The sequence below is a fragment of the Maribacter aestuarii genome, from assembly GCF_027474845.2.
GTDB classification, from domain to species: domain Bacteria; phylum Bacteroidota; class Bacteroidia; order Flavobacteriales; family Flavobacteriaceae; genus Maribacter; species Maribacter aestuarii.
In genome coordinates this window covers 3,230,889-3,245,572 of sequence record NZ_CP107031.2, presented here as the reverse complement: position 1 = coordinate 3,245,572, position 14,684 = coordinate 3,230,889, and the positions used below count along the sequence as shown (strand labels likewise).

5 protein-coding genes are annotated in these 14,684 nt (G+C 41.6%); all 5 read right to left on the bottom strand.

Annotation, left to right across the window (positions count from 1 at the left end; translation table 11 throughout):
- Positions 1 to 2 precede the first annotated feature (2 nt).
- Positions 3 to 725: a carboxylesterase family protein gene (locus tag N8A89_RS14840; RefSeq protein WP_281542937.1), complete on the bottom strand. Its 723-nt coding sequence runs from the start codon at positions 723 to 725 to the stop codon at positions 3 to 5.
- Positions 726 to 730: 5 nt separating this feature from the next.
- The gene (locus N8A89_RS14835) at positions 731 to 1,975 is read right to left on the bottom strand and encodes an FG-GAP repeat domain-containing protein (protein WP_281542936.1); all 1,245 of its coding nucleotides are present in this window, start codon (positions 1,973 to 1,975) and stop codon (positions 731 to 733) included.
- Positions 1,976 to 1,983: 8 nt separating this feature from the next.
- Positions 1,984 to 5,196: an FG-GAP repeat domain-containing protein gene (locus N8A89_RS14830; RefSeq protein ID WP_289644528.1), complete on the bottom strand. Its 3,213-nt coding sequence runs from the start codon at positions 5,194 to 5,196 to the stop codon at positions 1,984 to 1,986.
- Entirely contained in the window at positions 5,193 to 5,867 is a 675-nt protein-coding gene (locus N8A89_RS14825) for an SGNH/GDSL hydrolase family protein (RefSeq protein WP_281542933.1), read from the bottom strand. Before N8A89_RS14825 ends, N8A89_RS14830 begins: the two co-directional genes overlap by 4 nt.
- Before the next feature lie 133 nt (positions 5,868 to 6,000).
- Entirely contained in the window at positions 6,001 to 14,619 is an 8,619-nt protein-coding gene (locus N8A89_RS14820; protein WP_281542932.1) for a T9SS type B sorting domain-containing protein, read from the bottom strand.
- Positions 14,620 to 14,684 lie beyond the last annotated feature (65 nt).

Below are 14,684 nucleotides of genomic sequence, written 5' to 3'. Positions count from 1 at the left end.
TTTTAATTCTTGATTAAACTTTGTTCCATGAACCAATCATAAAGTTCATCCGTTCTATAAGCTTGAATCCAGGAATTGTGGCCTACTCCAGGGTACTTGGTAAATTTTACGGGATATCCCATTTCCTTTAACTTGGCTACCATTGTTTCAGATTCTGAAATTGGAATCGATTCGTCGTCCTCACCATGAAAAACCCATATGGGCATCTTCTTATTTAGCCAAGATGCGTAAGGCACCGGGGTCATACCGCAAACAACGGCAAGAGCGGCGAACGTTTCTGGATATTGGACCGCCATCTCCCATGCCGCTCCTCCTCCCCTACTTAATCCCGTAAGGTAAATTCTATTTTTATCCACTCTATTATTGGCGACAATGGTATCCAATAATTGTTTTAGTGCTCGTGTATTCCACCACTTTTTTTGATAGGGGTTCTGAGGAGCCAAAATAAGAAAGGGAAATTTCTTTCCATCCACAATCAGTTTGGGCGGACCATTTCGTTTTATTGCGACCAAACTGTCCCCAGCTTCCCCTCCCCCATGTAAGAAAAGAAGAATAGGAAAATTCTTTTCCGGTTCTTCTTCATAATCTTCGGGATAATAGAGGTAATAATTTAGTTTTTCCTTGACAGTAGTTTCCAAAGCTGCATCTACCAAAGCCGGCTTTGATTGGGATGCACAACTCTGACAAATACACAATACAAACAAGTAATAAATATATACTCTCAATAATCCTAATTTAGTTTATTCTCCAAAATATAGAAATCTTTAGACTCGTGATTTGGATATCTGAAAATATCAATATCCCCGTCATTGTCATAGTCCAAAGCCTGTCCATTATAAATTCCGTCCTTTTCAATGACCATCTCTTCATAATTCATATAATCGCCTTGGTTCAAAAATATCGAAACGTCAAAATTGGTTTTATCCAAGTTAACCGCCCTTCCATAGTTGATACCTGCCAAAACGTCAAAGTCGCCATCCAAATCGAAATCATAGACCTGCAACGTGTGACATGCTGGAATACTATCTTTAATGACTCTACTTTCCCATTTAGAACCTACTTTTTTATAGGCAATAAGAGGATATCCCGCACGCTCAGAGTGTGCCATATAAATTTCTGTCTTACCATCGCCATCAACATCTCGCATAAAGGTTTTAGTTCCATTTCTGGACCAATCTCCTTCTTGATTGTTCCACATCTCGTCTAGATTTTCTGTTGGCCAATCGTTAGTAAGTGTAGCCCCAGGATTATAGTAAACCATTCCTGTCGCCACAATATCCGGATACCCATCATTGTTAATATCACCTACGTCCATTCCTTCATGCAAAAAATCGTTCTGAATAAACTGCACGCGTTCCCAATTATCTGCAGCATTTTGTTTAAAAATACTTAAGGTATGTTCATCAAATGTTAGAATTGACAAATCCATCTTACCATCATTATCAAAATCCGCAAAACTCACATCTTTAACGGCGTCAGGAACAACTCCTATGGAATGCGAAATCCATTCCCCGGTATTATTTTCATACCAAAATAGTTCTGCACTGGCACCCGCATCTGTCCATTCCCCAGGGTGCCGTACGGCAATTACGTCAATGTCGCCATCAGAATCTATATCTTTTGCCTCTAAGTCTCCGGATGCAAAAAGTCCGCCGGTGGTGGGTGTTTCCGAAATTATATTTAGCTCCCATAATCCGTCTTCCTTTTGCCCCTTGTAGAAGCCCAAATAGCCCCCTGAGGCGTTATTATTAATGAATAGGACATCTGCGATGCCATCACCTGTTACATCTTTTGGGGTATGTGCCCACCAAAATTTTGCGCTATCCACAATCTTACGCTGGGCAAAAGCTAATTCTTTACTTATCGTCTCGTCGCTTTCATTTAATACTTTCTTTTTATCCTCTTTGCAAGAATAAATAAACCCACCGAGTATACATATTGCGAGAATTATCGGTTGTTTTTGTTTTATTGTCATAATCATAATTATTTGCTAGCTATTAGTTCTTGAATGTGTCTGGACAATTCTGTGTGTTTATCTTGTTCGTTTACATTGTAATCGACCATTCCAATTAAAAAAGTGTTGTTCCCCATGAGCAAGGGCTCTGTCTTTTCATTGCGACCAAAACCAAAGACTGTCATTCCATCCCCACTTAGGGCACCGTCTTCAGAGTTTCCAAGATAAGACATCAAATCCAAATGGTCATCTTTATCAACATGAGCGACAAAAAAGGTAGTTTTAACATTCTCCTTACCAAAATATGCCCATTCAAGCTCATCCCAATCAATCGTACCTTTATAAAAATCAGGAATCTCGGTTGATGGTTTTGTTTTATTTGTGCCGAAGTACGTTCTTGCGGGGTCATAGCTACCGCCAGGAGTTCCTTCATAAAGAAACCAATAAGGAGTTCCTTTTTCGCTTTTTAAAACATCCAATTGGACATAATCATTAAAAAAAGTCCATTCCCATTCCCATGACCCACTCAGTGATGTTGTTCTTATTTTATTCTCATCGACTATTTTAGAGGTGCACCTGTCATGACCGGGATGTCCGGCACCGCCGTCAGTATCGGATTTGAATACCAAATTTGGTAGACCCCTGTAAGCAGATGCAGCCGAAGCCGGATATTGGTCCCAAGGCTCCGACTTATAACTCACCCAATCATTACCAAATCTGTCAATTATTCTGGAAAAACCCCCACCTGCCTTATCATAATAATATGTAATTTTTCCTTGTCTAATTATAAAATGAGATCTGTTTTCATAACTCCCTTCTGTGATTAAGATTGCCTTTTCAGGTTTACTGTCGCTCTTTATTTTAAGCATAATACCCGGCCATTGCACATCCATACCGTGTACCATCTGACCATCATGTAATGGGGTTTTCAATGTTGTCAACTTCACTTTACCCGTATTTAAAGAGGAAAAATCTTCTAATCTCTCATCGTGCCAATGGGAGTCGTAACAAGGTGTACCCGAGACAGGCTCATATTTTATGTTATTGATTCTAAAGCCCTCTGAATAACAGGGACTCCAACTGTTCCAATACGCCCTCGCCTCTTGAATGTTGTTTATCTCGTCCTCAATGACCCAATATTGATTATGTTCTCCGTTACGAGTTGTCCAAAAAGGTTCGGTACCAAAAGGTTTGGCCAAACTAATTTTAAAATCCCTATCAAGTGATAAATTATCGACTTTGGAAAGTACATGCTTAAAACCTCGATTATCTGTTACGACCGCTGCTAGTCTTATTGGATTTGACTGGTCGGGAATGCAACTCGTATCCCAGGTAACCATAAAAGGCGCTGTAGTGGAAGTACCAATGTGATTTGTAATTTCTCCACGATGGTAACGAAACTGCCACTGAAGGTATTTACCGTCCCCTTGGGTATTTACATCCTCATATAAACCGATATAATCCACCTGTGCTACATTACCTTGGTCTGCACCACTAAGCGATAATTGTACTTCATTTCCTAGTTTACCTTCTGGACTTACCCCGTTTAGTGTTAATTCTGGAACGACCATATCTTTGTAATAAACTCGTAGGACAATACCATATATAAGGTTTTGAGGCCAATCCCATGACTGTTCTTTATCTACGGTGAGCTTGAAAGCATTGTACCCGTTTATCAAATCTTTCAGAGGAACTGGTACTTTAATGGTGCTATGAAACATGTAATCCGTAGCAGATGGGGTAATTAAAGAAGGTTCCGGTACATAAATGGGCTTGCCTTTGTTGAATTGAATTTTTAAATTTTTTGTGTCCTCATGGGATTGAACCCTTTCCACCAATACTTCAGCTGATACGGCGTTGGACAAGTCAATTTTTTGATCAAATGATATAAAACCTTGGTCATGCCCACTTTTGGGAAAATGGTCTTCATTTATTTTGTAATCCAGTTTACCTCCTACCCTCAAGAATTTGCCACTATCGCTCACTGTATCCGGAGTCCACGGATGTTCTTTAAATATCATTCCAGACTTTAGCGATATTACAGCATCATTGCGCCACACATGCATGTATTTATGCTGGTCCCAGCCTGCCCCTATTATGTCCAAATCACCATCCGCATCCAAATCGACCCACTGTGTACCCAAATGATTTTCCTTTCCCGTGTCTAAAATATTTTTGGAAAAATTCCCTTTTCCATCATTTTTCCAAAGCTGGAGTTCTAGCGCCTTTCCCTTGTGTTCGGCTGTTAATAAATCAATGTCGCCATCATTATCAATATCCGTTATGTCCAAATTATTGATGGAATATTGCGTTACAATTTTATTTCTTTCCCATGAATTCAAATCATTTTGGGAGAACCACCAAAAATTAGCGTCGGGTTCCAAACCTGGATACCGCTCCTCAGTAACCACTATATCCGTTTTACCATCATTATTCAAATCCAATACCTCAACTCGATCTATGGGATGAATACTTTCACCAACCACGTTAGGATTCCACAGTGTATTTATATGCCCTGGATTTTCGTACCAAACTAAAATTTTAGGTTCCTCCGCTCCTTCAGGTCTTCTACCAGCTGCTATATCCAAATCCCCATCTCCATCTATGTCACCCACACCAATACCTTCGTCCGAGGTATTCTGACAGATCATCTTTATTTTCCAGTCAGTTTCTACAGGATTTTCCACTGGAATTTCTACCGCATAGATATCCCCATTTCCAGCAATAACGAATTCTGATAGGCCGCCGGCAATAATTTGGGCTTTTTCAAACCCTTGACTATTAACATGGGACGTAGCAGGAACTTCCCCTATTTTCTTACGCTGATAAATGGTCCCTTCTAAGTTAGTAGCCTCATACCAGTATAAATTTGGCAAAGCCATTGCGATAATATCCGCGTAGGGGTCCTTGTCCACGTCCATATAGAGAATTCCGTCTACATTATCATCTAGAACGGTACGTTTCCAAACTCCCTCCATGGTTCCGCCCGGATTATGATAGATATAGCGCCCTGATATTATATCCATATTACCATCATTATTTACATCGCCAGAATCCAAGCCAAAATAACGAAGCCAGTCCGGTTGATCCCAATCACCCCACATCTGTTTGGTACTATCAATTTCTATGTACTTCCAAGTTCCAAAAGTATCATCCTGAGCATATGCGTTTAAACTTAACATAAGAACTGCGAAGAGAATCTTTTTCAAAATGACTTTACCATTGTAAATCAGGTTTTTCATAATCCATATTTTTTAAGGATAGGCTTCATGGCTTCCGCCCATCTCGGGTATGCTTCTGGTTTTAAGTGGGTATTATCATCTTGCACATAGGCATCTAAGATATCGCCTTCTTTACAGAGGAAAGGTCTTAAATCCATAAAATCATATCCACGTTCCGAACAAAACTTTTGCATTCTTGCATTGAGTAAGTCAATTTCTCTATTTCTTTCCTCGACCCCACGCTGATATAGGGTTGTTGTATATACCGGTTTAGTTCCTACGACATTAATGGAATCCATAATCACAGTCATATTTTCATAAATACGATCAGTACCAATCCCCAGCGAATAGTCGTTTATGCCACCTTTGAAGAAACAAACGCGTGGTTTGTAGGGAACGATAAAATTCTTAATGACCCATGATAACTGTTGTGTAGTCCAGCCGGGCTTTCCACCATTAAAAACATCCTTTCTCTTTAATTCGTCCTGCCAATCTCCTGCGAATGTTATAGAATTGCCCAACATTACGATATTTACTGGTTCTACGACCAATCCCTTTTCATCATATATCACTTCTCCATTAACTTCCTTAATCTCTGTTATAGTCTTCTTTTCACTATTAGAATTAAAAAAGATATAGCCGATTAAAAATAAATTAAGGAAAATGGAAAGAAACAAGCCTATTTTTTTCATGCTACTCCTTTTTAAGGCGAGTTGAAAATACTAAAATTTCGCTGTAAATGTAATAATGATTCTAGCCAAATTGAATGCAAAAAAAGGGAGACTCTTTCAAGTCTCCCTTTTAATAAAATATCTGTTGTAAAACCTATCTGTACAAGGTGAAGTGACCTACATAACGCTGTTTACTCTTGTCATTAGCATTTACTACATACCAATAATCACCCGTAGGAACTTCATTACCCTCGTATTTACCGTCCCAGCCAGATACTTCATCGAGTATGGCTACGACCCTTCCGTAACGATCGTAAATCTTAACTTCTATATCCGGAAAGAATTCCCTATTTCTTGGTGCCCAGAAGTCGTTTTGGTTATCCCCGTCCGGAGTAAAGAAATTTGGAATCTCCAGCATTCCCGTAAACTCAAAGGGAATAGCAACCTCAGCCACACAACCATTAGCATCGACCACTCGGATGTTGACCATTCCACTTTCATTGGTAGTATAGGTAGTCTCCTCCCCATAGGACTCACCGTTGAAGAAATATTCATATCCTCCATAACCACCTTCTGCGGAAGCCACTAGCTCGTTTGGACCAGTTTTCATGGCGTTCAGTGTTAAAGGATCATAACTGTCTACCGAAAATTCAACAAAATTACTACATCCATTTTCATGGTAGATGTAAACGATATGGTCGCCTGCGGGCAAATCACCCCAGACATTTTCTACTCCTGCCATGGCTGTAATAGCATCCGTAGGGTCAACCGGATCTAAAGCGAACATTAAATCTGACATTAGGGATGCATCCTGCATTTGAACCGTTGTGGTACTATTGGGGAATATACCTTCACAACCATATTGCACTATGGGCTCAGCCGTTAAATCTACACCGATGTCCACTGTGAAAAGTTGGGTGGCAGGACATAAATTTGCATCTTGGATGTATAAGGCATAAGAGGCCCCTCCTTGCAAGTTCTGGATAATCTGACCATCATAAGGTGCAAAAACTGCAGTTCCTGTCTCATCAATTGGGTCAATCATTTCTAGCTTGTACTCAAAATATGGAGACGGACTAATTAGCGGGTCATTGAACGGCGTTCCGCCGATAATATCAAAGACAACGGTACCATCATTAGCGCCAATACATAACTCTGGTGTGGTTTGAATGTTAATTACCTCAACAATTTCCGGTTCATCCACAGTAATAAAATCCTTCTCAAAACATCCGTTTTCGTCTTGGATAAGTATTTCGTAAGTACCGGTAGCCAATTCATCAAAAGTATAGGTGCCAGGTGTAGCCGGATCGCTAAAGAATTCGTTGAAATTAGGAGCAATAGCAAATTGAATCAGTCCTACTCCACCAGAAATTACTTCAACAGTTATGCTTCCATCTTCTTCCCCGTTACAAGTTACAGGGGTAGGAGTTGCATCGAAAACGATTGGAGCAGGTCTAATAATTTCAAATGGTCCGGCAATATCCATACAGGTCGCACCACTGGTTACTGCAATGTAATAATTGTTGCCTTCTGGTAAACCTTCAAAAGTACCATCTGGTTGTGGACCTCTAAACAATGTTGCGCTAGCAGCAGGTGTAAAAGCATCTAATGGATCGCCTACGTATAAATAGAATAAATCATCACCTACACCACCGTTTACAAATGATTCTATTCGACCATCCAACTCCGAAGCACAAGAAATATCATCAGGAAGATTTGGTAAAATCGTAATTCCCGTTGCATTGGTCATGGTAATACCATTGGAACGTACCGGCAAGCAAATACTTAAGGCGCTGGTCTTTCTAACATCAAACTGATAGGTTATCCCTTGTACACCTGGAATTAATACCGAAGTACCGACCATTGGTAGATACGGCCCAACGATTACCCCGTTTTCAACCGGAGCATATTCGTAAGTGAATAATGGGTCGGGGTTTTCTATCGTCAATCTCATTTCGCCGTCGCCACCACAGCCAGGTACTCTTGTCTGCACCAATAAAGGTACTACAGGCGGAGGTGGGTCAACAAAGTATGGTTCCGTAATATGAATACAGTCAAAGCTAGAAGAAACCTCAATGGCATACCAACCTGCACTGATAAATCCTCCACTAGAACCGATAAAAGTTGGTGAATTTTGAAGACCACTGGCAGATACTATATCCGTATTATCATTGCTGTTTAAATATAATAGCCTATAGTTATATCCCGCTCCAGCAAACCCTCCCGTTGCACCCGGGGTAGCAGTGATTGCATCTCCAGTGCTTGGGTCATAAGCTTCGAGCACCGCATTGTTTCCGTTAGGACAATCCAGGCCTTGAGGCTCACGGATACCTGCATCTATCTGAGGAACTTCTTCCAATTCAATATCAAAAGTATTTATACAGACTTCAATATCTTGAATTTCAACTCGATAGAATCCAAACTGAAGACCGGTAAATTCGTTATTAGGAGAAAAAGGTGCTACTTCCGTGGTATAGGTAACGCCTCCATCAGTACTGAACAGTAATCGATATTCATAAGGGAAAGAATCCCAACCACCTTGTCCGGTAGCTTCAATTTCACCCAAATCGTTATTACAACCCACATTACCAACAGGTACGGCATTAACGGTCAACGGCCCATTGGGTGTCCGTATATTGGCTACATTACTGATCGCAGGACATTGGGGGTCATCTAATGAAACAATATCCACAACATAGTTTCCCCCAGGGAGACCTAAAATAGTTTCAGGGTTTGCCACGGAAGTATCAAAATTTCCAGAAGCTTCAGCAGGCAGTATCCTATTCCCACCCACATCCAATAAGAATGCCTGGTAGCTATAACGTGTACCCACATAATTTGAAACCTCAATGTTCAATGCCCCATCGGAGGCACCAAAACAACGTACAGGATTCGCCTCGGAAATTACCACTGTCGGCTCGGTTGGAGGATTCACGGTATATACAGGAAGTGGATAGCTACATCCACCTGCAGAATTATCTTGTACCTCAATCAAATAATCACCTACACTTGGTAAGTCTACAAAAATGGAGTTTCCACTGGGTTGGTTTACATTAGGTACTGTAGTTCCAGAAGGTCCCGAAGTGATTACCGTAAAATTCGTAGTACCTGTTACCGTAATCTCAACACGCTCAGGATCTGCACAGGTCAATGCCCTGTCTTGTGAAATGCTCGAAACAACGTCAGTAGGAGCAAAAACGGTAATTGTAACATCATCTTCGCAACCGTTGGCGTCAATAGCATAAATTGTGATGGTTTGATCAGTACCGTTGTCTACAATATCAAAATCTGGACTACTTTGATAACTATCACCGGGATCAAGGCGGTACCCGTAAGGTCCTCCATTTCCTATACTTACCAAGGTAGCAGATATAGTAGCGGTACTAAAACGATTGGCTCCATTTTCGCAAACCAATGTTGCATCGGTCGCGCTTATTTCAAATGTTGGAGGCTCAGAAATGGCAATGGTTTCGTCATCGATACACCCTCTATCAGTTTCAACTTCTACACGATACGTATCAGGTGTTAAACCCGTAAAAGAACCTGAAATATTGCTATTAATCTCCGTATTGCTGGAATCGAATAAACGGTACTCCAAAATTCCATCAACGTCCGATCCGGGATTCAATATTACGCTTATGCTTCCATCATTGGCACCGTTACAGCTTATATTGCTCTCGCCCATATCAATAATTACAGGAGGTATTGCGGCATCCAACGTAATACCATCTACCGTGAAGTCGCAAAAAACACTACCATCATTGGCAATATCATCTCTAATGAACACCTCATAATCCCCGGGACCCACACCGGTAAAAATACCATTAGTGGCACCTGTAGAATTACCAGTTGATGTACCCGCACCATCACGTAACTCAAACGTAAAGTTTCCGCTACCACCGTTGGGAGTAACCGTAATTATGCCATCGTTATTGTTACAACTAGGCTCTGTAGAAAAATCTGCCGATGCAGAAAGAATCTGAAATACTTCTGCAGTAGTGGATACATCACAGCCATTGGAATCGACCACATATACATCATAAACGCCAATACTTGGAACGCTGAATGTAGCCGTTGTGGGGTTGATACCATCATAAGCTGGAACCAAGGTCTGACCGCCCAAGGTAAACGTAGGATTATCAATATTGGCAGGCATGGTCACATCAATTTGAAAACTTGCCGGTGGTGCTCCTGTTATACACTGGTTGTTTACCGAAATAGACGGTAATGGTAAATCAGGGTCCAACTGTACAATAGTGGCCGAAGTCATAAACTCACAACCCCTGGAATCACGGACAAAAATGTCATAAGCTGTACCAGGTGCCAATGAACCAGGTAAGGCTACAGTTGTAACCGTACTGTAATCTCCGGCGCCAGGAGTGCTTCCCGCTACTACAACGGCATACTCATAAGGCGAGCCATCGGGCAACGATCCAGCACCTGAAGGTGGATATGGATTACCCCCACTACCTCTAAAAGTCAGTTGTCCATCTTCATTGCAATTCGCATTTTCATTGTTAATGACATCTACCCTAGGCATGTTCAATGTGGCCTCTATAGTATCACCTCCTGTACAATCAGTAGCATTATCAATCACTGAAATGGCATAAGGACCCTGTGGTACCAATATAGTATTATCCGCAACTGTGCTAGCTGTAACATTGGTAACAATGGCACCTGTATCTAGATTCCGAATCACAATATCAAAAGGACCTGCAGCACCAGAAATAATGTAGCGCAGTTCCACATCCTCTCCATTACAGTTACCATTATCGATGGACAAAGAAACATCCAACGGATTGGGCCCATCGGGCACTGTAACTTCTTCAATATATTCACAGCCAGTGCCCTGATCTAACACCTGCACAGTGTAAGAAGCACCAGGTACGAGGTCAGGGAAACAATAGCGTGTGGCGGTGGGACCTAAATCTATGTACGGCGATACAGGATCCGTAACCAAGCGTATATCAAAAGGACCAACCCCGTTTACAATATCAACACATTGGGGTAAATTTCCTCTATCACATACTATTGGGACTGTAAAATCTGGGACTATTTGCAAATCAATTGAATTAATACTAATAGCGTCCAAATCTAAACACCCACGGGAATCCAGTGTAATAACGGTATAGTTGCCTTCCACTAGGAGAGGGTCTTCAATATCCAAAGGCAAATCGCCTAGGCCCACATTTTCCCTTCTAATAATTTCGTTCCCAAAATTATCCTCTATGATAATTATAAAACTGGCAACTCCGTCTGCAATTGAATCAACTCGGACTCCACCGGAAACTCCTGTTACATCACAATCAGCATCAATTGAAGATACGGTTGCATCCGGAGGATTTGTTGAATCAGGTACTACTGTTATAGTTTGAACACCAGTAGTACAATTTCTCGCATCTTTAACGATATATTCATACGTTCCGGCAGAAAGCCCGGAATAAATGGTCTGTGAACTATAGGTAAATCCAGCAGGTTGCGATGCATTGAACGGACTATCGACCAAGCCTGTTCCTTGAGGTGCAAAAACGATCTCAAATGCAGGAGTACCTGTAGATACATCGGGGATAATTTCTACATATCCACTGGAACTATCCCCACAACTCGAGCCTACAGGTACCGCTGTAGCGGTAATGGATGCCGGGGGAGTAAAGGTCAGTGGCGGCGATGTATTTGTACAACCATTATTATCTGTAACCTCAACGGTGTAAGTACCTTCAGAACCAAATGGAACAGTATAATTAAAAGTGCTTGATGGCAAGTTGTTTCCAGTGTGTCCCGCTACCGGGGTACCATCAAGAAAAATGGTGTACGATGTACTTGCAAGTGTTGAGATATCACCACCATTGACGGTAATTCCCATCTCACCATCGCCACCACATGGAATCTCTGTAACCAAATCTAGGGTAATCTGTATTTGGGGTGGAATGGTCACCGTCAAATCATCGGTACAATTGTTACCATCGACCACTTCAATGGTGTAAGTACCTGGTACAAGCCCATTAAAGTTGGGGCTAGCTTGAAGCGATCCTCCATTTATACGATATTGATGCGTACTAATTGCTGCCGAACCAGCTGTAGAACTGACTTGAATTGATGCATCATCACCAGGGCCATAACAGTAATCCACAGTACCTAGAGCGATACTTGGCGGATCTACCTGATTTAGCACAAACGTTGTGCTTGTCGTACATCCTTCTACATCTGTAACAGTTAAAGTATAAGTACCCTCAGCAGTGAGATTTCCAAAGTTTCTACCACTTTTGGGGCCTTGTGTGATTCCCGGAGGTGTTGGCCACTCCAATTCATATCTGTAACTACCATAACCACCAGAGGCATTGGCGCGAACTAGCCCAATATTGTTGTTGGCACAGCTCATAGCGGTAACGGTAGCAGTTAAACTTAATGCCGCTGAAGGTTCTACTACCGTGACACTTGCCGTGTCGGTACAACCCGTATCGTCATCAGTTACTGTAATCGTGTAAGTATTGGCCCCCAAACCAGAAATTGGCACCTGAAGATTTGTTTCTCCAGTACCGCTAAAACCACCTGGACTTACTGAGTAGGAATACGAATTTGCGAAACCATCCACCAAGAATGTGGCATCCCCATCAGTAGCGCCCGTACACACCCTTAAATCACCACCTGATCCTAGCCGTGCCCGAATAGAACTAATTACCGCAGGTGTAAAACTTTCCTCATAAGTACAACCATTAACATCAGTAATCCTGAAAACATGGTTGACATTGTTGGTGAGCCCCGTAAATGTATCATTTGTCCCATTGTTAATGGCTAAAGGACTTATTACCTCATATGTTGCAATGGCAAAGTTTGCCGTAGCCGTTAATTGTACGTCAGAAGTATTTGCAGCACAATTGGTATTGCTCTGTGCAAAGTCGATGTTAGTCGGAGGGTCAACGTCTAATATTTCTATTGGAGTTAACTCCAAACGGCAACCACCACTATCCCTAATTATAGGTGTGTAAATTCCGGCAGCCAAACCAGCGTAGGAAGTTGTCCCTGTAAAGTTTACGCCATCAATACTAAATACATACCCACTTCCTGATCCTCCTGAAAAAGGACCTACGAAATCTATTTGACCACTGTTCGTACCTCCTGTGCCATTACAAGTAACATCTGCAATTTTATTGGCAGAACCAGAAATTACACCAACATTGGTCACAGTGACTGGTGGCAAAGAAATGGTACACTCAAATCCCCCTTGTTGATACCTAACCTCAATATCATTGTAAGTTCCTGCGGGAACCGATATCTGTGGTGTTGTTACCCATGGGTCTCCTGTATTTACCCGATACGATAGATTATATCCTCTTGCATCATTTACCGTAAATTCAATCTGTGCTCCACCATTACTACATGTTCCATCGATTCCTGCAACAGTAACATCCGGTGGTAAAAGCTCCTCTACATTTGAAGATGCGGTTATATCACAACCATTGCTGTCCGTAATCACAAAATCATAAGTACCCGCTGTGGTAACAGCGTAAGTGGTAGTTCCCGTATTTGTGGCCGAACTACCAAAAGAAGGCTGAACTGGCCCACCGTTGACCGTATAGGTGTAGGGTCCTGAACCACCGTCCACATTTAAGGTAATATCTACACTAGAAATGGTAGAACATCCAAAACTGCTATTTACCTCAGTAGATGCATCCAAGGCACTTAATCCAGCTCCAATGGTAATAGGATTTCCGGAAGTATCTACGTTTTGTCTTGGCGGGTCAATACCGTTTAAAGGATCCCCTTGGCATTGTTGTGTTTCAACTTGTACGATATACGTTCCGAAACCTACGGCTGAAAAAGTATAGGGATTATCTGATATAAAGGCCGTGAATTCCTGTGCGACCCCGCTAGAATTTAATAAAGTATACTTGAAAGGTCCAGGAACATTATTGGCAGTTACGGTGATACTACCTGTATCCCCACTACACTGCGCATCCACAAAAGTGGCTTCAATTTCTATATCCTGTTGATCAATAGTAATAGGAGGATAAGGGTATTCACAAGTATTCGGTGTATTTCTTAAACGAGCCAAAATATTATACGTTCCGGGATCAAGGTTTGGGAAAATTGCCGTTTGCCAAGTTATTCCACCATTAATACTGAACTCGTAAGCACTGGATAAATTTGTGATCTGAATTCTTCCAGGGACACCACAAATAAAATCCTGCTTTACAAAAGTTTGAGTAATCGTACTCTTTTTTACCTTGAAGTAAAAAATTTGTCCATCCGCTACAACGCGATATTCTGCTCCTACGGTAGATGGTACAGAAGCAGCGTTGATATTGAAGGTCTGACCTGTAGCTACTTGAGAGTAGCAGGAACCTGTATTAGGACAATCTTCATTAATATCCGGGGAACAAGAACCCCCTAGAATTTGCCATGACACGGAACCATAAGGCCCTCCTGATAAACTGACCGTTCTATTATCGGAGTCACCACAAAGATTAAATCGGGCAACGGTAAAACCATTATCGCTACATCCGACCTCTTCATCGGCACCTTGGATAATGGTCATGAACATAGGTGCCGAAAATTTAGCACTATCCGAACTGACCGTTTCTTCTATTTTACTTAGCTGAGAAGTATTACCACTGTCCTCGGAAAACGAAGTCGTAACTACTTTTTCCACGGCCAGTACTACCTCATCGAAAAGAATCTTGACGTTGGAGTTTGCGACTGCTGTTGAACCGACTACCGATAAAGCTATCAGTATGAGCGTATACAGCGTATACCGCGGTTTTTTTGGGAGCATAGGTTAAGTCGAGTTTTGGCAAGAAAAACAATGATATTGGGGAATCGTTGCTATTCTTTAGTGTA

Excerpts from the sequence above, each read along its gene's own strand:
- N8A89_RS14825 (WP_281542933.1), bottom strand. The coding sequence starts at position 5,867 with ATGAAAAAAATAGGCTTGTTTCTTTCCATTTTCCTTAATTTATTTTTA.
- N8A89_RS14820 (WP_281542932.1), bottom strand. The coding sequence starts at position 14,619 with ATGCTCCCAAAAAAACCGCGGTATACGCTGTATACGCTCATACTGATA.
- N8A89_RS14830 (WP_289644528.1), bottom strand. The coding sequence starts at position 5,196 with ATGAAAAACCTGATTTACAATGGTAAAGTCATTTTGAAAAAGATTCTC.
- N8A89_RS14835 (WP_281542936.1), bottom strand. The coding sequence starts at position 1,975 with ATGACAATAAAACAAAAACAACCGATAATTCTCGCAATATGTATACTC.